This is a genomic window from endosymbiont of Ridgeia piscesae, assembly GCF_001443665.1.
Taxonomy (GTDB): domain Bacteria; phylum Pseudomonadota; class Gammaproteobacteria; order Chromatiales; family Chromatiaceae; genus Endoriftia; species Endoriftia persephonae.
In genome coordinates, this window is sequence record NZ_KQ557116.1 from 174,211 (window position 1) to 193,841 (window position 19,631).

Annotated in this window: 18 protein-coding genes; 5 read left to right on the forward strand and 13 right to left on the reverse strand. The window is 62.4% G+C overall.

The features are described from left to right. Positions 1-89: 89 nt before the first annotated feature. From Ga0074115_RS01995 to rsxC, 5 genes are all read right to left on the reverse strand, one after another. A complete protein-coding gene (locus tag Ga0074115_RS01995; RefSeq protein WP_057955753.1) occupies positions 90-668 on the reverse strand; it encodes an electron transport complex protein RnfA in 579 nt (192 codons plus the stop codon). Beyond that, the gene (gene rsxE, locus Ga0074115_RS02000) at positions 668-1,324 is read right to left on the reverse strand and encodes an electron transport complex subunit RsxE (RefSeq protein WP_057955754.1); all 657 of its coding nucleotides are present in this window, start codon (positions 1,322-1,324) and stop codon (positions 668-670) included. Before rsxE ends, Ga0074115_RS01995 begins: the two co-directional genes overlap by 1 nt. 68 nt (positions 1,325-1,392) lie before the next feature. Next, positions 1,393-2,016, reverse strand: a complete 624-nt coding sequence (locus tag Ga0074115_RS02005) for an RnfABCDGE type electron transport complex subunit G (RefSeq protein ID WP_006475011.1) — start codon at positions 2,014-2,016, stop codon at positions 1,393-1,395. Beyond that, positions 2,013-3,035, reverse strand: coding sequence for an RnfABCDGE type electron transport complex subunit D (locus Ga0074115_RS02010; RefSeq protein ID WP_057955755.1), 1,023 nt, complete (start codon positions 3,033-3,035; stop codon positions 2,013-2,015). The genes Ga0074115_RS02005 and Ga0074115_RS02010 overlap by 4 nt, the downstream gene beginning before the upstream one ends. After that, the gene (rsxC, locus tag Ga0074115_RS02015; protein WP_057955756.1) at positions 3,032-4,384 is read right to left on the reverse strand and encodes an electron transport complex subunit RsxC; all 1,353 of its coding nucleotides are present in this window, start codon (positions 4,382-4,384) and stop codon (positions 3,032-3,034) included. Before rsxC ends, Ga0074115_RS02010 begins: the two co-directional genes overlap by 4 nt. A gap of 131 nt (positions 4,385-4,515) precedes the next feature. Here rsxC and Ga0074115_RS02020 point away from each other — a divergent pair, with 131 nt between their 5' ends. From Ga0074115_RS02020 to Ga0074115_RS02040, 5 genes are read left to right on the forward strand one after another with little or no spacing between them, the layout of a single operon-like run. Then, positions 4,516-4,956 (forward strand): C-GCAxxG-C-C family protein, encoded by a 441-nt coding sequence (locus tag Ga0074115_RS02020; RefSeq protein WP_057955757.1) that lies wholly within the window; start codon positions 4,516-4,518, stop codon positions 4,954-4,956. 40 nt (positions 4,957-4,996) lie between these two features. Next, positions 4,997-5,608: a dUTP diphosphatase gene (locus Ga0074115_RS02025; RefSeq protein WP_057955758.1), complete on the forward strand. Its 612-nt coding sequence runs from the start codon at positions 4,997-4,999 to the stop codon at positions 5,606-5,608. A 45-nt stretch (positions 5,609-5,653) separates the two neighbouring features. Next, on the forward strand, positions 5,654-7,288 hold the full coding sequence (locus tag Ga0074115_RS02030) for a DUF3369 domain-containing protein (RefSeq protein ID WP_057955759.1): 1,635 nt from the start codon (positions 5,654-5,656) through the stop codon (positions 7,286-7,288). 8 nt (positions 7,289-7,296) lie between these two features. Next, positions 7,297-8,178: a sulfurtransferase gene (locus tag Ga0074115_RS02035; RefSeq protein WP_060528152.1), complete on the forward strand. Its 882-nt coding sequence runs from the start codon at positions 7,297-7,299 to the stop codon at positions 8,176-8,178. Then, the gene (locus Ga0074115_RS02040; protein ID WP_232432852.1) at positions 8,165-10,114 is read left to right on the forward strand and encodes an ATP-binding protein; all 1,950 of its coding nucleotides are present in this window, start codon (positions 8,165-8,167) and stop codon (positions 10,112-10,114) included. The genes Ga0074115_RS02035 and Ga0074115_RS02040 overlap by 14 nt, the downstream gene beginning before the upstream one ends. Positions 10,115-10,118: 4 nt before the next feature. Here the strand turns inward: Ga0074115_RS02040 and Ga0074115_RS15625 are convergent, their stop codons facing one another. The 8 genes from Ga0074115_RS15625 to Ga0074115_RS02075 all read right to left on the reverse strand — a co-directional run bounded on the left by Ga0074115_RS15625 (position 10,119) and on the right by Ga0074115_RS02075 (position 19,558). After that, positions 10,119-10,310 (reverse strand): CPXCG motif-containing cysteine-rich protein, encoded by a 192-nt coding sequence (locus Ga0074115_RS15625; RefSeq protein ID WP_082626779.1) that lies wholly within the window; start codon positions 10,308-10,310, stop codon positions 10,119-10,121. A gap of 18 nt (positions 10,311-10,328) precedes the next feature. After that, complete coding sequence (locus Ga0074115_RS02045; RefSeq protein WP_057955760.1) at positions 10,329-10,736, reverse strand: hypothetical protein; 408 nt, start codon at positions 10,734-10,736, stop codon at positions 10,329-10,331. A gap of 74 nt (positions 10,737-10,810) precedes the next feature. Beyond that, entirely contained in the window at positions 10,811-11,542 is a 732-nt protein-coding gene (locus tag Ga0074115_RS02050; protein ID WP_057955761.1) for a tRNA1(Val) (adenine(37)-N6)-methyltransferase, read from the reverse strand. Between the two features lie 47 nt (positions 11,543-11,589). Further along, the gene (gene sucD / locus Ga0074115_RS02055) at positions 11,590-12,459 is read right to left on the reverse strand and encodes a succinate--CoA ligase subunit alpha (protein ID WP_057955762.1); all 870 of its coding nucleotides are present in this window, start codon (positions 12,457-12,459) and stop codon (positions 11,590-11,592) included. A 90-nt stretch (positions 12,460-12,549) separates the two neighbouring features. Next, a complete protein-coding gene (sucC, locus tag Ga0074115_RS02060; RefSeq protein WP_057955763.1) occupies positions 12,550-13,710 on the reverse strand; it encodes an ADP-forming succinate--CoA ligase subunit beta in 1,161 nt (386 codons plus the stop codon). Between the two features lie 57 nt (positions 13,711-13,767). Further along, positions 13,768-18,279 carry a pyruvate ferredoxin oxidoreductase gene (locus tag Ga0074115_RS02065; protein WP_232432853.1) on the reverse strand — a complete coding sequence of 1,504 codons (4,512 nt, stop codon included), beginning with the start codon at positions 18,277-18,279 and terminating at the stop codon, positions 13,768-13,770. Next, entirely contained in the window at positions 18,263-19,138 is an 876-nt protein-coding gene (locus tag Ga0074115_RS02070) for an RnfABCDGE type electron transport complex subunit B (RefSeq protein WP_057955765.1), read from the reverse strand. The genes Ga0074115_RS02065 and Ga0074115_RS02070 overlap by 17 nt, the downstream gene beginning before the upstream one ends. 33 nt (positions 19,139-19,171) lie before the next feature. Then, complete coding sequence (locus Ga0074115_RS02075; RefSeq protein ID WP_101841466.1) at positions 19,172-19,558, reverse strand: four helix bundle protein; 387 nt, start codon at positions 19,556-19,558, stop codon at positions 19,172-19,174. Between the last annotated feature and the right edge of the window lie 73 nt (positions 19,559-19,631).

Here is a 19,631-nt window from a genome sequence, read left to right on the forward strand (position 1 = left end):
TTCAGCCAATCCTGGAATATGATCCAGCTGCCGCAGAGTGCGGCGAGGCCAAGCAGTGCTAATAGATGGGTCCACATAATGAGATCCCCTCAGGATGAGCTGAACAGACCGGCAAAGCCCATGAAGGCCATCGAAAGGATGCCGGCGATGATCAGGTTAATGGCGGTGCCGCGGATCAGCACCGGCACATCGACGATCTCTGTCTCTTCGCGCATCCCGGCCATTAGTACCATCGCCAAGGTGAAGCCGGCACCGGCACCAAGAGCAAAGGTTACCCCTTCGAGAAAACCATAGCCGCGGTTGGTGGCGAAGATCGCCAGACCGAGGATGGCGCAGTTGGTGGTGATCAGCGGCAGGAAGATACCCAGCGCCTTAAACAGGGCTGGGCTGAGCTTCTTGATCGCCATCTCGATGAACTGCACGGTGGAGGCGATTACCACGATGAAACTGATCAGTCGCAGATAGGGGGCGTAGATCAGTACATAGGTGTTAAGAAACCAAGAGCAGATGGCGGTGATCAGCAGCACGAAGGTGGTTGCCAGACCCAGCCGGAAGGAGGTCTCGAGCCTGCCGGAGACGCCCAGAAAGGGACAAAGGCCAAGGAAGTAGGCGAGCACGAAGTTGTTGACCAGCATTGCGCCGACGAATATCCAGATCAGATCTTGCATCAGACGTTCCCCCGCTCAGTCGCCACCACCTGTTCCAGGAACTGCCGGCGCCGCGCGGTGACCCAGTTGAAGAAGAGCAGGATCAATCCCAGAGTTAGGAAGCCGCCGGGCGGCAGGATCATGATCACCCAAGGATCGAAGTTGACACCGAGCAGGCCGACGCCAAACAACGAGCCGCTGCCGAGGATCTCACGGATGCTGCCCAGCACCAGCATCGCGAACAGGAAGCCACCGGCCATGCCGATCGCATCCATCACCGCAAATCGCACGCTGTGCTTGCCAGCGAACGCCTCCTGGCGACCAAGGATCATGCAGTTGGCGACGATCAGCGGGATAAAGGCCCCCAGCTCTTTGTGGATCGCCGGCACCAGCGCCAGCAGAGTGTAGTCGATCACCGTGACAAAGGTGGCGATGATGATGATATAGAGGGAGATCCGCACCTGTTTCGGGATCAAGTTGCGAAACAGCGAAACCAGTGCGCTGGAGCCGACCAGCACAAACAGTGTCGCCAGCCCCATCGTCATGGCGTTGATTGCCGAGTTGGTCACCGCCAGCATCGGGCACATCCCCAGCACCTGCACGAATACCGGGTTGTCGCGCCAGATGCCCTTGATCATCTCATCGTAGGCGGAGGCGTCTTTTCCTGAAATGGCCATAACTCTTTAACCTAAAGGTAACAGCTGTAGATCCGGTTTGAGCCGGACATATCCGCCTAAAGGCAGACCTACAAACGTTTATCCCACTTGGCGTGGGCCCCGTTGATGATACGCACCACCGCCTTGGAGGAGATGGTTGCACCAGTGATTGCATCGATCTCGTAGGGCGCCGATTTGCTGCCCTTCTTCACCGCCTTGATCTGCGGGTCCACCGCCAAGCCATCGAAGTTGGCAACGAAGTCCTTGTCCTTAAAGATCTTGTCGCCCAGGCCTGGGGTCTCACGGCTATCCAGGATCTCCATGCCAACGATCTTGCGTTGCTCCGGCAGATAGCCGTAGAGCAGCTTGATGGTGTCCTGAAAGCCCGGCCCCTCACCGGCCACCGCATAACCGACCAGATCGCCCTGCTGATTGTAGCCGCCGTAGACCGTATCCTCGTCGGCGCCCTCCTGGGTGCGTTCGCTCAGCCCGCCGTCGCTGTATTGCAGCTTCTTCATGCTGGCCACGCCGGGCAGCACCTTGAACACCGCCGCCTTCAGCTCCGCCGCCTTGTTGGCGGTGATGGTCGGTAGGGTTGCCTCAAAGATGCTGATGATCACCAGCCCCGAGATCAGCCCGGCAAAGGCGACCGAAAGCGCTAGTTTCTGTGGGCTGGGTTCGGCCACCTGTGGTGTCTGCTGCTGCATACTCATGAACGCTCCACTCCCCGACCAAAGACCCGTGGTTGAGTGTAACGGTCGATCAGCGGCGTCGCCGAGTTCATCAGCAGGATCGCGTACATCATCCCCTCCGGCATGCCGCCGAAGACCCGGATTAACACCACCAGAAAGCCGATGCCGGTACCGAAGATAAGCAAGCCTTTCGGTGACAGTGGTGAGGTCACCGGGTCGGTGGCCATGTAGATCGCCCCCAGCATCATGCCGCCGGAAAACAGCGTAAACAGCGGGCTGGGGAAGCGTGTGCTATCGACCATAAAAAGGATCAAAGAGAAGAGTCCGGCGGTGACAAAGATGCTGACCGGAATACGCCAGTCGAGATCGCGTCGCCACCAGAGCCAGAGCCCGCCGAGCATCAGCAACAGGCCACTAGTCTCGCCCAGCGAGCCGGCGGTGTTGCCGATGAACAGTGACCAGAACTCGCTGGATTGGTGCTCAAATTTCATCATGCCGAGCGGGCTGGCGGTGGTGAGGCTGTCCCAGGTCCCCTGCATCAGCAGCGCAGCGAAGGTGCTGGAGTAGAGGTCGAAGAAGTGCTCAGGGCCCTGAGCCGGGTACCAGGTGGTCATGGCGATGGGGAAGGTGCCGAGCAGGAAGGCGCGTCCCACCAGTGCTGGATTGAACAGGTTGTTGCCCAGTCCGCCCCAGATCACCTTGCCTAGACCGATCGCCACCATCCCGCCGAGGAACGCCTGCCAGAGCGGCAGCGCCGGCGGCAGGGTCAGTCCCAGCAGCAGCCCGGTGAGCGCGGCACTGCCATCGCCCAGTGCTACCTTGCGCGATTCTGCCGGGGTGAACACCCACTCGACCATCACCGCACCGGCGATGCAGGCGAGCAGCACCAGCAAGGCGCTGAGGCCAAAGAACCAGAGCCCAGCCAGGGTGGCGGGCAGCAGCGCATACCAGACATCGCGCATCGCGCTCGGGGTGGTCATCCCCTGGGCTAGCAGCGGCGCTGGCTGCACCAGCAGTTTTGGGTCGCGTGGCGGCTTCATTCGCTATGACTCCTGCGGTGCTGGTGGCGCAGATTATCCTTGGCAGTGCGGATGTGCTGCACGATAGGGATCGATGAGGGGCAGGCAAAGGTGCAGGCGCCACACTCCACACAGTCGAGCACATTGATCTCCTTCATCTCGTCGTAGAGCCGCGCCTTGGCGAGGCGGGCGAAACGCGATGGATTGAGAAAGTAGGGGCAGGCATCCAAGCAGCGGCCGCAGTGGATGCAGGGGTATTCGCGCGGGCGGCTGGTCTCTGATTCGGTGAAGGCGAGCACCCCCGAGGTACCCTTCAGTACCGGCACATCAAGGCTGGCGATCGGCGCGCCCATCATCGGCCCGCCGGAGATCACCTCACGGGTGTCGTCGCTCAGGCCGCCGCAGAACTTGAGTAGATCGCGCAGCGGTGTGCCAAGCGGCACGATCAGATTGGCCGGATAGTTGATGCCGGGGCCGGAGACGGTCACCACCCGCTCGATCAGCGGCATACCGCTGTCGAACCAGTCTGCGATGGCGACCACCGTACCCACGTTGTTGACCACGATGCCGCAGTCCCGCGGCAGCTGGCCAGCCGGCACCTCGATACCGTAGATCGCCTTGATCAGCATCTTCTCCGCGCCCTGCGGATACTTCATCGGCAGGCCAACGACATCGATCGGCTCGTCTCCCAGCTCCGCCTGCAGGGTCGCGATGGCATCGGGCTTATTGTCCTCCACACCGATGGTGGCGCGACGGGCGCCGAGCTTGCGGCGCACGATCTCAGCGCCGCGGATCACTGCCGCTGGGCGTTCCACCATCAGGCGGTGGTCGTTGGTCAGATAGGGTTCGCACTCGGCACCGTTGATCAAGACGTTGTCGATGCGCTGGCCCTCGGGGATCGAGAATTTAACATGGGCCGGGAAGGCCGCGCCGCCCATGCCGACGATGCCGGCGCGCTGCACCTGTTGGATAAACTCATCGATGGAGAGTGACTCCCAGTCAACCGGTGGCTGTGGCTGAAACTGCTGGGTGGCATAAGGATCGGCCTCAATCACAATGGCCGGCTTGAAGCTGCCGTCGGTATACCGGCAGGCCTCGATCGCCGTCACCCGGCCAGTGACCGGGCTGTGTAGCGCGGTCGACATGAAGGCGCCGGGTTCGGCGATCAGCTCGCCGCGAGTGAGGCTCTGCCCCTTCTCCACCACCGGCTTGGCCGGCACCCCGATGTGTTGCCCCAGCGGCATCACATAGCGTTCGCTAAACGGCACCCGCTGGATGCGCAGATCCACCGTCTGCTGCTTGTGCGGATCTGGGTGTACGCCGTGGCGGAAGGTGCCTTTCAGATTGAATAGAGTGCCTAACAGAGACATAGCGATACTGCGGTGCAAGCCAAATGAGCGCCCTAGTTTAGCAAAATTGGTTGGCCACGACCGCCCGGCAAAGGGCGAGAAAGGCCACAAAAAAAGATAGAATCCTGATTCTAACAGAGAGGAGAAGCGCGATGAGTAATGCGGCTGAAGAGTCGGTTGAACGATTCTGTGATGGCTGCTCCTGCTCCCAGGCGGTGCTGAGCAGCTATGCCGATCGCTACGGTCTGGAGCAGACAGTGGCGATGCGTATCGCCGCTGGGTTGGGCGGCGGCCTGGGGCGCATGGGTGGCACCTGTGGTGCGCTGACCGGCGCAGCGCTGGTGTTGGGGCTGGAGAATGGTTCGCCGGATCGCACCGACAAGCTCGCCAAGGAGGCAACCTACGACGCGGTGGCCGAGCTGCAACGACGTTTCAGTGAGCGCCACGGCTCGACCCTCTGCCGCGATCTGCTACAGCATGACCTGAGCATCCCGCAGCAGTATCTGGAAGCCAAGGCTCTGGACCTCTTCAAGACGGAGTGCCCTGCCTTTGTCGAGACTACGGTGGAGATCCTCGACGATCTGTTGCAGTAGGCTCGAGGTCCCCTATCACCCAGACAGAAGAAACAAAATTATGCAGCAAAAGATCCTTACCATGCTCGACCTGCAGGCGGCGATGAACGCACGGGTCAACCCGCAGTGGCGCGCCGCGAACCTGCCCTGGTACCGGGCGATCTGGACCGAGTGCGCCGAGATGCTCGACCACTACGGCTGGAAGTGGTGGAAACATCAGAAACCGGATATGGAGCAGGTCCATCTGGAGCTGGTCGATATCTGGCACTTTGCTCTGAGCGACCTCCTGATGCGTGGCGACAGTCCCGAGCAGATCGCAGCACAGACCCAAGTTGCGCTGGCCGAGCCGACCGAGTGCGACGACTTCCGTGAGTCGATCGAGCAGATGGCGCAACGCTCGATTGCTAGCCGCTCTGCCGATATCCGCCTGTTCGCTGCGATGATGCAGCTCGCTGAGCTCGACTTCGACAAGCTGTTCAAGACCTACGTGGGCAAGAACGTACTCAACTTCTTCCGCCAGGACCACGGCTACAAAGAGGGCAGCTATATCAAGGTCTGGCAGGGCCGTGAGGACAACGAGCATCTGGCGGAGTTGCTCGCCACGATTGATGCCGACAGCCCTAGTTTCTCTGAGGATCTCTATCAGCGGTTGGCCGATGTCTACCCTGGCTAGACTGCTATAGTCACCAGATAGATCACAACCGAGCAATTTCACTAAATGACCGAGAGTTCCGGGGATGATGTTGCGACTCCTGAGGACAGGGATGAACTGATCTTTGCGCAGGATGAGGTGCAGCAGGAGCTGGTGGAGAGCGGCCAGCACAATCCACCCTGGAAGGTGTTGATCGTCGACGATGAGCGCGGAGTGCACGATGTCACCCTGCTGGCGCTGCGCGATTTCCGCTTCCATCAACGCCGCCTCGAATTTCTGCACGCCTACTCTGCTGCCGATGCCCGCGCACTGCTGGATGAACACCCCGACACGGCGGTGATCCTGCTCGATGTGGTGATGGAGGCAGATGACGCTGGGCTGGCCCTGGTCAGCCACATCCGCGAGCAGCTGGGCAACCGTTTTGTGCGCATCATCCTGCGCACCGGCCAGCCGGGCCAGGCCCCCGAGGCGCGGGTGGTCGAGCAGTATGACATCAACGACTACAAGGAGAAGACCGAACTCACCGCGCAGAAGCTGACCACCAGTCTCTATGCGGCGCTGCGTTCCTACCACGATATCATCAGCCTGGAGCAGAACCGGCGTGGCTTGGAGCGGGTGGTGGCCTCCACCGCCTCAATCATCCAGATTCGCGACCTGGACCGCTTCCTCAGCGGTCTGCTGATGCAGGTAGTATCGGTGCTGGGACTCGATCAGGATGCCTTCATCAGTGTGGTCTCCGGCTTTATTGCCGGCCCCCCCTGTGAAGAGGATGAGAGCCTGCTGCGGATCTTGGTCGGGGTGGGGAGTTTCGAGGCCAAGCAGGGCCAGTGTGTCGACCAGGTGCTGGAGCCGGAGGATCTCACACTGTTGCGGCGCAGCCTGCAATCAGACCATCTGCTGCATCAGGATGGCAGCTACGTGTTCCGTTTCGATGGCTGCAAGCAGGGCAACGGGGTGGTCTTTGTGACCGGATGTGATGGGATCGGCAGCAGCGCCCTGAATCTGGTGAAGCTATTCTGCTCCAGCGCCTCAGTGGCCTATGAGAACGTCAACCTCTACCACGAGATCGAGGACACCCAGCGGGAGATCGTCTTCATGCTCGGTACGGTGGCCGAGTTCCGCTCCCGCGAGACCGGCAACCATGTGCGCCGGGTGGCTGAGTATGTCGGCCTGCTGGCGCACCATTGGGGGCTCGAACCGACAGAGGTCGAGCAAGTGAAGCTGGCAGCGCCACTGCACGACATCGGCAAGATCGCGATCCCCGATCAGATCCTCAACAAACCCGGCCGCCTGACACCTGAAGAGTTCGAGATCATGAAGAGCCACGCCCGCATCGGTCATGAGATGCTGAAAGGCTCTTCACGGCCGATCCTCAAGTCGGCCGCGATCATCGCTCGGGACCACCAGGAGAAGTGGGACGGTAGCGGCTATCCGGCTGGTGCCAGCGGCGAAACGATCCACCTCTATGGTCGTCTCACCGCAGTGGCCGATGTGTTTGATGCTCTCGGCAGCGATCGCTGCTACAAGCAGGCGTGGCCGCTAGAGCAGATCATTGACTATTTCAGCGAGCAGCGCAGTCGGCACTTCGATCCGCGGATCACCGATATCCTGCTGCAGAATCTCGACGAGTTTCTCGTGATTCGCGAACGCTACCAGGATGATGTAAACCCGGCCTATACCCCGTTCAGCCATACGGAGTAAGGCCCCTAATGCGACGACTCGGCCTGCTGCTTTTCATGGTGCCCTGGCTGCTGTTGCCGGCCCGGGCCGCCGATCAGTCAGTACGACTGGTAGATGATGAGTGGCTGAGCGGTCGATCGGGGCAGACCGAGCTGCTGATTCTGGATGTGCGAGAGCCCCAGGCCTACCAGCAGGGACATCTCCCGGGGGCGGTCAACCTGCCCGTCAACTCGATCTTCGGCCTTGATCCTCGTTCCGACCTGATGGCGCCCACTAGCACCATCCAGCGCGTCTTCAGCACTGCCGGCATTGATGTCAGTCAGCAGCTGGTGGTCTACGACAGCGGCAACTTCATCGATGCCGCTCGCCTGATCTGGATTCTGGAGATGCATGGACATGGTCGGGTGGCCCTGAAGGATGGAGGCTATGAGTCCTGGCTTGCGAGCGGGAAGGCGATCAGCTTCGAGGCAAGTCAGCCGCAGGCGCGTCGTTTCATCCCTACCGCCGATCCACAACGGATTGCCAGTAAACTCTCGACCCGGCTGGCGATCGACAACCCAGAGATCGTGCTGATCGATGCGCGCACGCCGGAGGAGTTCGCCGGCGAGGTGAGTGGGGCAAAGCGCTTTGGCCACATTCCCACGGCGATCAACATCCCCTGGGATGCCAACTATGAGCGGGTGGATGGTCAGCCGAAACTCAAACCCCTCAGCGAGCTGCGGGCGCTCTATGCCGGCATTGGCCAGAACAAGCGGATCATCACCTACTGCAACAGGGGCAAACAGTCGGCGCTGACCTATTTTGTGCTACGCCAGCTGGGTTATGAGGCCGCCGCCTATGATGGTGCCTGGTTCGAATGGAGTAATGACTCGACCCTGCCGATCGAACGGGATGGGGATGGCGCGCACTAGCCAGTCGCTACCTGCCGGGAGGGGGCGACGTTGGTTGTCACGCCTACCGATCCGTCAGAAGCTGACTCTGGTAATTCTACTGGCGGTGCTTCTCACGCTGCATATTGGTGGCCTGTTTGTCATCTACTGGGATATCGCGGCATTGCGCCGCGCGGCCCAGGAGAGTGCTCTGGTACTGGCCCAATCGATGAGCCAGAGCTTCGCCAAGATCCTGATGCTCGACTCCACCGATGCGGCGGTGGATACAGTCACTGCACTGCAGGCCTTCACCGAGGTGCGTCAGGCGGTGCTGTTTGATCGGCAGGGTAAGGCGGTATTCCAGTATCAACGCCCCGACAGTCTGGAGTTGGCGCCGCCGGCCTCGCCACAGGGGGAGCAGATTGCATTTGAGCAGGGTGATATCCGGCTCTTCACCCGAGTGCAATTTCAGGGACTGGCGCTGGGTACGCTCTACCTCTGCCTCTCCACCGAATCGCTGGATCAATGGGTGGAGCGCCAGCTGCAGGGGTTTGCCCTGCTGACCCCGGTGCTGCTGTTGATTGCGGCGGGGTTGGCGTTTCTGATGCAGGGTATCTTCTCCCGGCCATTGCTGCATCTGGCCGCGTTGATGGACGAGATGAGTGAGGTGGGAAATCTCGATCTGCGCGCCAGCACCGACGAGCGGAATGAGTTCGGCCAACTCTACGCGGGTTTCAACCGGTTGCTCGATGAGATCCAGACCTCGCAGAGGGCGCTGCAGGAGCAGAAGTTTGCCCTCGACCAGTCGGCGATCGTTTCCGCCACTGATGTCACCGGCCGGATCATCTATGTGAATCAGCGTTTCTGCGACGTCTCTCACTACTCTTCCGATGAGCTGATCGGCGCCAAGCACAATATCGTCAAGTCGGATGAACATCCTCCGGAGCTGTTCCGTGAGATGTGGCGCACCATCGCCGCCGGTCGGGTCTGGCATGGGGTGCTAAAGAACCGCAACAAACTGGGTGGCTACTACTGGGTTGACACCACCATCGTCCCTTTCCTGAATGACAGAGGAAAACCCTATCAATACCTCTCGGTGCATTTCGATATGAGCGCCGAGAAAGAGGCGGAGCAGGCTCTGTTGCAGGCGCGAGAGAACCTTGAGGCGCGGGTCATCGAGCGCACCCGTGAGTTGGAGGCATCCCGCGACCAGCTGATTCACGCTGAGAAGATGGCCGCGCTGGGTAGCCTGGTGGCAGGGGTGGCCCATGAGATCAACACTCCGGTGGGGATCAGCGTGACCGCCGCCAGCTATCTGCAGGAGGCGCTCCGCGGGCTGCAGCAACGCTACGCCGAGCAACAGATGACGCGCCGTGAGTTGGAGTCGTTTCTTGAGATGACCGAGGAGAGCTGCCGTATCCTGGTGAGCAATCTGCAGCGAGCGGCCCAGCAGGTGCGTAGTTTCCGTCAGGTGGCGAGTGATCAGAGCCAAGAGGCGCGCCGTGAATTCGAACTCTGCAGCTATCTGCAGGAGGTGCTGTTGAGCCTGCGGCCGCGGCTGAAAAAGAGCGGCCACGCTGCCACGCTCGACTGTGCCGCGGAGATCACCCTCGACAGCTATCCCGGCGCCCTCTCCCAGGTGATCACCAATCTGATTACCAACTCACTCGAACACGCTTTCACTGAGGGTGAACATGGGCATCTGCAGATCAGCGCCGAGCAATCTGGGGAGCGGCTGCTGATCGACTACCGCGATGATGGGCGGGGCATCAGCGAGGCCGATCTGACCCGGCTCTACGAGCCCTTCTTCACCACCGCCCGCGGCCAAGGCAACACCGGCCTGGGGATGCACATTGTCCACAATCTGGTGACCGGCCCGTTGGGGGGGCATCGAGTGCCAGAGCAGTCTGGGCAAGGGGGTACGCTTCTACCTGGAGATTCCGCTCGAGGCCCCGGCCGCCTGAAACGGATCATGTAAGCCCTCAGCACTCATCCTCACGTCGTGCAGTGACTGCTATCCCCTCCCCCATCAGTGTGATTTCCAGCGTGATCGGCCGGCAGCAAACGGAGCAGTCTTCGACATAATTTTGCTGAAGGATGCTGGGGTCGATCAGGATGATGATGGATTCCCCGCAATAGGGGCAGAAGATGGTCTGAGCGTCGAGTAGGGAGATGGTGAAGGCCTCGGGTGATCAGTCGTTGGCCTGCTTGCCGGCATCGAAGGCGGCACGCAGCGCCGCATGGATATTCGGGTGCTGTGCCAGATCATCGATCGCCAGGTGCTCCTTGGCGATCTTGTGCAGTGCAGCGAACTCTGGCTGTTGCTGCCAGAGTTGGATGAACTTTTGCAGATCAAAGTGGCCGTCGCTCAGGCATTCGATGGCCAGTCCACGTGGTGTGCTGAACTCGATTGGAGTTGCCTCCATCACCTCATAGAGGTAGGAGTAGGTATCGATCTGGTTGAGCCTGGCGAGTAGCCGATGCAGATCAGGTGATTCATCGCCGGATTCCATCAGCTGATCGAGGTCGATGGTGGCGGTCGGAGAGTGGGTCTCTCCCCGAAAACCGAAGACAATGCGGGCGTCGATGGTGTTGTGCACAGCTGGGCCTCAAAGCGGAATCTAAATCTAGGAGAGGAACTATAAAAAGTTGCCGGCGGGGAGTACAGCAGAGATCAGTCTTCTATTTGGGAATCGGCCTGGGCGAAGCGCAGCAGAAATGGCGACAGATAGGCACTGCTTGCCGCTGAGTAGTCGCGCTCGGCACGATAGATGGTCAACAGACGGGCCACATAGGGGCTTGCTGTGTGGCTGAACAGGAGTGCCGAGACCTTGGCCTGGTTGTATGCGTGTCCGCGTAGATCGGTGCGGCCGACCAGATAGAGCTGGTGGCAGGCTGCCTGTTTGATGATCGCGGCAACCGCATGGCTTGGCAGTAGCAGGTAGAGACGCCCTTGCGCGTCGATCAACTCTGCGGCAATCGCGAGCAGTTGTTGATAGGGAAGCTGGTCAGTATGACGGGCCGTAGCGCGGAGCGGATCGGCGGTGCGGGTGTGATCGGTAAAAAATGGCGGGTTGCTGATAATCAGGTCATAACGCGTCGGATCGCCTGCGGCAAACTCTCGGATATCCTGATGCACTGCCTGCAGCCGTCCGGCCCAAGGGCTGTTGCGGAAGTTATCTCGGCACTCGTCGAACGCCTCCTCCGTCAGCTCAACCCCGGTCACCGATCCGGCACCCAGCTGCGCCAGCATCAGTGACAAAAGTCCGGTGCCGGCGCCGATGTCGAGTACCCGGTCATCTTTTTGGACCGGCGCCATCGCGCCAAACAGGGTGGCGTCGGTGCAGACCTTCATGGCGGAGTGCGCCTGAGCGACAGAAAACTGCTGGAATTGGAAGGTCGACATGGTGGGTAACCGGACGACCGCAGCGGGTCGTCCGGGGGTGTGGTTGGTTAGCCGAGCAGCTCTGCCATGCGTTTGCCCATCTCCGCTGGTGAGTGCACCACATGGGCGCCGGCGGCCTCTAGAGCCTCGAATTTGGCGTTTGCGGTGCCCTTGCCGCCGGAGATTATCGCCCCGGCATGGCCCATGCGTTTGCCAGGCGGTGCGGTGACGCCGGCGATATAGGCCACCACCGGCTTGGAGACGTGCGCCTTGATGTACTCCGCGGCCTCCTCCTCGGCGGAGCCGCCGATCTCGCCGACCATGATGATGCCCTCGGTCTGCTCGTCTTTTTCGAACAGCTCCAGGCAGTCGATGAAGCTGGTGCCATTGATCGGATCGCCGCCCAGGCCGACGCAGGTGCTCTGCCCCAGGCCCGCTTTGGTAGTCTGCCCCACCGCCTCATAGGTCAGGGTGCCGGAGCGCGACATCACGCCGACCTTGCCGGGCTTGTGGATCACCCCGGGCATGATGCCGATCTTGCACTCACCGGGAGTGATGATGCCGGGGCAGTTGGGGCCGATCAGGCGCGCGCCGGTGGACTTCAGCGCCTCTTTGACCCGCAGCATATCGAGCACCGGGATGCCCTCGGTGATGCAGGCGATTACCTTGATGCCGGCGTCCGCCGCTTCGAGAATTGCATCGGCGGCAAACGGTGGTGGCACATAGATCATGGTGGCATCGGCGCCGGTCTCGTTCACCGCATCATGCACGGTGTTGAAGACCGGCAGCTCCAGGTGGCTCTGGCCGCCCTTGCCGGGAGTCACACCGCCCACCAGGTTGGTGCCGTAGGCGATCGCCTGATCGGAGTGGAAGGTGCCCTGCTTGCCGGTAAAACCCTGACAAATGACCTTGGTGTCTTTGTTGACGAGTATGCTCATTTTTTTGTCCTATTCTCCGTAGGAGCGCCGCTTGCGGTGCGAATATCCGGACCGGTGCGCGCCACAAGCTGCGCTCCTACGAATATCAAATCATGCAGCTGCAGCGACAGCCTTCTTGGCGGCTTCGGTGAAGTCGGCGGCGGTGATGAAGTCGAGTCCGCTCTCCTCCAGCATCTTCAACCCCTGTTCAGCGTTGGTGCCCTCCAAGCGGACCACCACTGGCACCGCAATACCAACGTTCTTGGCTGCGGTGATCACCCCTTCGGCGATCAGGTCACAGCGCACGATGCCGCCGAAGATGTTGACCAGCACGGTCTTCACCTTGGCGTCGGAGAGGATCAGCTTGAACGCCTCGGTGACCCGCTCAGCGGTGGCGCCACCGCCCACGTCGAGGAAGTTGGCCGGGTCGCCGCCGTGCAGCTTAACCATGTCCATGGTCGCCATCGCCAGGCCGGCGCCGTTGACCATGCAGCCGATGCTGCCGTCGAGGGTGATGTAGTTGAGATCATGCTGGGCGGCGGCGGCCTCTTTCTCATCCTCCTGGCTCGGGTCGCGCAGCGCGACGAGATCCTGGTGGCGGTAGAGCGCGTTGCTGTCGATGTTGATCTTGGCGTCGAGAGCCATCAGCTGGCCGTCGCCGGTGACGATCAGTGGGTTGATCTCGATCAGGCTTACGTCCTTCGCCATATAGAGTCGGTAGAGCCCCATCATGATGCGCCCGAACTGCTTGATCTGATCACCCTCCAGCCCCAGACCGAAGGCGAGCTTGCGGCACTGGTAGGGTTGCAGGCCGGCGGCTGGATCGACCACTGTGGTGAGGATCTTCTCCGGGGTCTCGGCGGCCACCTCCTCGATGTTCATGCCACCGGCAGCCGAGGCCATGAAGGTGACGCGGGAGCAGGCACGATCCAGCAGTGCACCCAGGTAGAGCTCACGGGCGATGTCGCTGCCCTGCTCCACCAGCACCAGGTTGACCGGCAGCCCTTCAGGGCCGGTCTGCTTGGTCACCAGGGTCATGCCAAGGATCGCCTCAGCTGCCGCCTCGACCTCATCGAGACTCTTTGCCAGCGTCACCCCGCCGGCCTTGCCGCGACCGCCGGTGTGGGCCTGGGCCTTGACCACCCAGACCTCACCACCCAGCTCCTGGGCCGCCGCACGGGCATCGCTCGGGCTGGAGACCGCCTTACCCTCCGGGACCGGGATGCCGTAGTCGGCAAACAGCTTTTTTGCTTGGTATTCGTGTAGATTCATCTGCTTTCCTTTCTCGTAAAGGTAAGTGGCGCGGACAAGCCGCTCGTCCGCACCTCGCTATCTATAGCCGGCCAGGTGCATCAGGCGATCCTGCAACTGTTGCGCGATCTGCGTCTGTGCGCTGTCGCGGGTGGCGTTGAGCTGTTGTTCATAGTCCGCCTTCAGGGCAGCGAGCTCGGCCTGATGTTGTGTTGCGACCCGCTCTTCGGCCTCTGCCTCGACCCGCGCGGTGAACGGGGTGACGATGCCGGCTAACTCCTGCAGGGTGCGCCAGATATGCAGCTGGTCAGCGGCCATCTGCGCCAGTTCAGGATCGATCCGCAACACCATAGCATCCCCTTTGCCCTGAGTGACCGAGAGGATCGGTGTCTTCTTCTGTCGCGCCGCTGGCTCGAGTTCGAGCCAGTCGAGCAACGTGGTGGGGGCTGGATCGTCATCCGCCAGCGCTCGGAAGCGGCTGGCAAAGCGCTGCTCGGTGAGAGCCCAGTGGGCCGGGGTGAGCGGCTGGCCATCATCGCTGTTGTGTAGCAGCGCACCGCGGGCCGGATTGCCCTGCAGATCGAGGCGGCTGCCGAATACGCCTTCGCCACGAGGATCGTAGCTGAACAAGGGGAAACTGCGGCTGCGCACCGCCAGTCGCGTCTGCTCCAGGGTGCGATCGCTGGCAAAGCCGTGGCGCTGCGGGCTCGGAGCGTGCAGACGGATCAGTGCCGGGCCGCTGAAGTCGAGCGCGCTGCGCAGACTGCGATGCAGGTGCGAGGGATCGGCGATGCTGCACTGGGCGACGAAGGCGCTGCGCTGGGCGAGTGCCATCAGGCCGAGATTGGTGCGGGCGTCGTGACTGGCCGCAAGCGGCTTGCCCTGCTGCTCGATCTGATCGAGCCCGCCGTCGAGCTCCGCCAGCAGGATCACCTTGATCGGCAGGCCGGAGTTGAGCAGGCTGGCGATCTGCGAGAACTCCTCGCCGCCAAGCGCCTCCTCGCTGCCGATCAAAAGCAGTGGCGGACAGAGCGCGCGCTCCTCCGCACTCAGGTTGTCCCATGTGAGCTGCTGTGGCGCGATCGGGTTGCGTCCTGCCTCGCCCAGCTCCTGTTTGGCCTGATGCACCAGGCGCAGGGTCTGCAGGGCCGTCGCCAGCTGCCCCTGCAGCAGCCCCATGGCGAGTTCGCTGGTGGCGCCCGGCAGGCCGAGGCTGACCGGCACCTGGAACGGGTTGAGCGGAAAAGTAGCCGCCCATTCACTGATGCTGCCGGGGGCAAGGGCGATGCCGTAACGGGCGCGGCCCAGCCCCTGTGGGCCCTGCACCAGCTGCCAGTGGTGTTGGCTGAGTTTTTGCGCCAGCCGGGTCAACCTGGCCAGGCGCACTGCATCCACGCCGCTGCTCTCGAGCTGGTCGTTGGTGTGGTCGATCAGTTCTGAGATCTCGACACTGCGGCTCTGCAACTGCTCGAGTCGCTTGGAGAGGGTGTCGAGATCCGCGCTAGGCAGCGCATCCACCAGGGTCTCGCGGATCAGTCCGCTGATCCGGCTCTGCAGCTGTTCCAGTTCGCCGGCAAAGCGATGCAGCAGCGGCTGCATACGAAACTCGGTGGTACCGAGGATCTGCCGCAGCGCGATCTTCTCTCCCGAGCCCGCCTCGGCGGTATCGCCGCTGGCCAGCGCCAGCAGTGCATAGCGGGAGAGTTGCTGCGCGCCCATCGGGCCGGGTTCGGCCTCACCGGCAACACGCTCGATGGTTTCAGAGGGGGTGTCGGGGAGCTGCTCCCAGGCCTGCCACTGCTGCTGTGCGCTGGCGAGCCGTTGTTGGTCCTGGGGCTGCGGGGTGAGCGCCTGGGGCTCGCACACCGCGATGCAGAGGCCGCAGGCCTTGCAGGCCTCGGGATTGATAGTAAGGGTGAGCAGCTCGCCGCCATCCTTTTTCAGCTTCTCGCCCTGGTGAAACAGCGTCTCGGTGATCGCCAGGGGCAGGCTGCCGAGGGCTGCTTCGACTCGCGCAAGGGCGCTCTCTGCCGCCTCGCGGCGCTCCTCCGCCAGCGGCGCCTTCTGCTGTAGCCAGTCGAAGGCCTCGTGGATCAGCTGCTGCGCACTATCGCCGCTGAACTCGCCCTTGCGGCCGCGGGCACTGATGCGGGCGCCGAGTTTGGAGGCCATTGGCCGCAGCGCATCTGCGCCGCTGATGCCAATGCCGGCGTTGATTAGCGCGGTGGGGCTGATGGCGGTGCTGCCGATGGCGCTGTCTGGGCAGTTGCTCCAGCAGTCGCCACAGGCGGTGCAGGCGGCTGGGTCAAATACCGGCAGCAGGGTGCGGTTGCCGCTATGGTCGTTAAAGGTAGCGGAGAGCGGCGGGATCACACCGCTGGCGAGATAGGGGTCGGGGGTCAGCTGCGCCTGCTCGCCCTGCCGGTAGAGGATGCCGGCCTGGTCCCAAAAACGTGGCAGACTGTCGTAGCGGTCACCGCTGGCCTGCAGGTGACGCACTGCTGCCGGCAGATGGGACGGCTCAGCCGGCGGCTGCTGGCCGGTAGGTGCGGGCAGTGCTGTGTGTCTCACCGACTCCAGTCCGGCGTTGAAGGCCCGCAGCAGTGAGTCGGCACGCTCGGCAGTCTCAGTCTTGAGCTGCTGTTCATGGCTGCTGAGGAATTTACGGGTCGAAATCGCGCTCAGCAGTCCCTCTGCTAGGGTGGCGCAGAGGGCACCGAGGGCCAACTCGCCGCGCTGTTCGGGCTTGAGCCATTTGGGGGCCGGGTAGAGAAACAGTTGCGGGTCGCGGCTGCGGATCTGCCGCTGCAGCCTTGCCGGCAGTCGCGCCAGGGTGTTGCTCTCATCGTCGCCGGCCTGTAGCAGCAGTATGCCGCCCTTGCGCAGGCGCTGCAGCGCCGGGATCTGCTCGGTGGCGTCATGCAGCTCCACCAGCAGCAGGTCGAGCGGGGCCTCGTCGCCGGGATCAGTGGGGCTGCTCTGACTGAAGCTGAAGCTGTCCTGAGCCCGCTCACCCCAGCGTGGGGTGTGCTCGCCAAGACGACTGCGGATGTAGCCACCGGCGATGCTGTGGATCAGCGTAGCAGCCTCTGCCAGTAGGCTGGCACTGCTGTCGGCGGGGCGGTCGACAGCCAGGGTCAGCAGGGCCGGATCGCTGCTGGCCGGTTCCTTCTGTCTGGCGCGCAGACCGAGGGATTCGATCTCCGGGTAGTCGCGGCGCAGGCTGTCGAGCAGTACCTGGCGCTTCGGCTGGTGGGCGTTGCTCTGGGTAAAGTCGATGCCAAGGTAGCGCTTGCTGCTGCTCTCACGATGCGCGATCTGCAGCAGCTCGGTCAGGTCAGCGCTACGTAGCGGAAAGCCGCCACAACCGTAGATCACCGACTCAAGACGCGGTGCAGCGCCACTGAACTCGCCGCGCTCCTGGCCTCTACCGAGAATCTGCCGCAGCTCCCGTAACAGCGGCGGATCGCCTGCCAGCGGGGTCTCGGCCCGCTCCATCACGATCAAGCGCTTTTTCCCTTGCAGCAGCTTGAGCAGGTGCGTCTCCGGCAGCGGGCGCAGACTCTTTAGCGCCAGCAGGCCAGTGGCCTTGCGCTCGCGTTTGTTGAGCTGACGGTGTGCCTGTAGCGCCGGCTCGAGGGCGCTGCCGAGCAGGATGATTAGCTGGTCGGCCTGTTCGGCCTGCTGGCTGAAGAGGGCGCTATAGTTACGGCCGGTCTCGGCGTTAAAGGCATTGAAGGCCTGTTCGAGGCTATCTGACAGTTCGCCCTGCAGAAAGGTGGCGTTGGCGGCACGGCTCAATCCCTGGGCGCGTCCATCTCTGTGCGCTGACTGCAGGCTCGGTCGGTCGAGGCTGTGCCAGCCCGGTACGGGCGGGCGTTGTTCGCCGAACAGTAGCCGCTCGGCGGCGCTCTGGCTCTGTAGGTTCTTTTCGGTCTCGCCGATGTAGCGCTGGATCAGCGCCGGTGAGAGCAGCTGCACATCCTGCAGCGCATTGGCGGTCTCGCCGCTGTCGATGGCGATGATGGCGGGGGTCAGGTTGGCCTCTGCGACTCGGCGGGCGATCAGGGTAAAGTCCACCGCCTCCTGCACATTGCCGGCGATCAGCAGTAAGCAGCCGCTGTCGGCGAGTTGCTGCAGCGCCTGGTGGCTGCTGCCGGATTTGTCGATGTCGCGGTTGCGCGCGTGGATCACCAGCGGCAGACGTTGTTCGACGGCGCGCTGCAGCAGGTCGAGGGCACCGCTAAGCTCGCCGCTGTCGAGAAACAGGGTGGCGCGGCGTCCTGCGCTGGCGAGCCCGATGGCGCTGGCCAGCGCGCCGCGGGCGCTGGAGGCGCTGTGGCTGCTGAGGTGTTCGCCAAATACGTTATGCAGCTGACGGCTCTCTTCAGAAAGCCAGGCGAGATTGGCGTGATCGGTACCGTGGCGGTTACTGATCGCGGCATTTTCGGCGATACAGGCCTCGGTGATGGCGATGGCGCTAGCGCCATCCAGCAGGGTATGGATGCCGCTGTCCTGCGGCATCAGCCCGGCGGGGGTGCCAAACAGCTTGCGGTAGAGTTTGATGGCGGTGTTAGTGAAGGCGGGCATATCGTTTTTCGCTTTCGGCTTGGGCGCTCTGCTGTTCGATGAACTGGCCATCCTCCAGCCATTGGATGGCGGCGGTGGGACAGCGGCGGGTGGCGAGGTCGGTCATCGGCGCGCCCGATTTCAGGTCGATCAGCGGCAGATTGTCGCTCATGGTGATGAGGCCGGGGGCGGCGTCTGCGGCACATTTGCCGCAGGCGTCGCAGCCCACTGAGCAGAGCACGGTGACCGCCTCGCCTTCGAGGGGGTTGTTGCACTGCACGTAGAGTTTCTGCGTTAGCGGCAGCAGTTCAAACAGGTCTTTGGGGCAGGCCTCGACGCAGTCGCCGCAGGCGGTGCACTTCTCGACGTCTACCTGGGGCAGGCCGTTGGCGTTCATATGGATCGCGTCGAAGTCGCAGGCGACCTTGCAGTCAGCCAGTCCGAGGCAGCCCCAAGAACAGCCTTTGCCGCCGCTGGAGACGGTGGCGGCGGCGCGGCAGCCCTCGAAGCCGGCATATTCGGCGATCTGGAAGGCCTGAGCCTTGCCGCCGGCGCAGCGTAGCCGAGCGACTTGCTTGTCGGCTTGGCCGGCGTCGACGTCGAGAAAATCGGCAATCGCGTCGATGGTGGCTTCGTCGGCGACGGTGCAGCCGCTGGGTTGGGCCTTGCCGGCCACCAGGGCCTCGGCAAACGGCAGACAGCCGGGTTCGCCACAGGCGCCGCAGTTGGTGCCGGGCAATAGCTCATCGGTGGTGGCGATACGCGGATCCTCCTCCACCTTGAGGAATCTATAGGCGACCGCGAGGATGATGCCGAAGAATAGCCCGATGCCGGTCATGATGCCGGCAGAGGAGACGAAACTGCTGAGCAGCTCAGACATACCGGACCTCTGGTTCTACCTGGAGCTGGTGGCTCATGCTGGCTGCAATGCGTTGTTCCTCGCTGTCAGCAGTGCTGTCACCAGCGCCGTCAACATAGCCGTGATTTGTCGTGTCTCGGAGATCCATTGATCACCTATCGATGGTTCGATGTGCTCGATCTTTTGGCCAGTCTCGATCTGCCGGAGCAGCTCTCTGCAGGCCTTGCGGGCCGAAACCAGATGGTCGGCGCAGTCGTTGAAGGCAGTGCGCGCACGTCCCTCAGCGATGCTGGAGGCGATAGCGTGACCGATCTGGGTTATCTGATCCCAGAAGTCAAAGTCCTGACAGTCGATCAGCTCCAGGTAGATGTCAGTACTGAGTTGCGTGGCGCGGATCCAGACCTCTGCACACTCGAACTCGACTGCCACCTGCTTATGCATCTTCTCTGCCTCGATTCCCTGTTGCTCTCTCAACAAGAGCCATTCAATCTCGCGCTATCTCTGACTTGATACC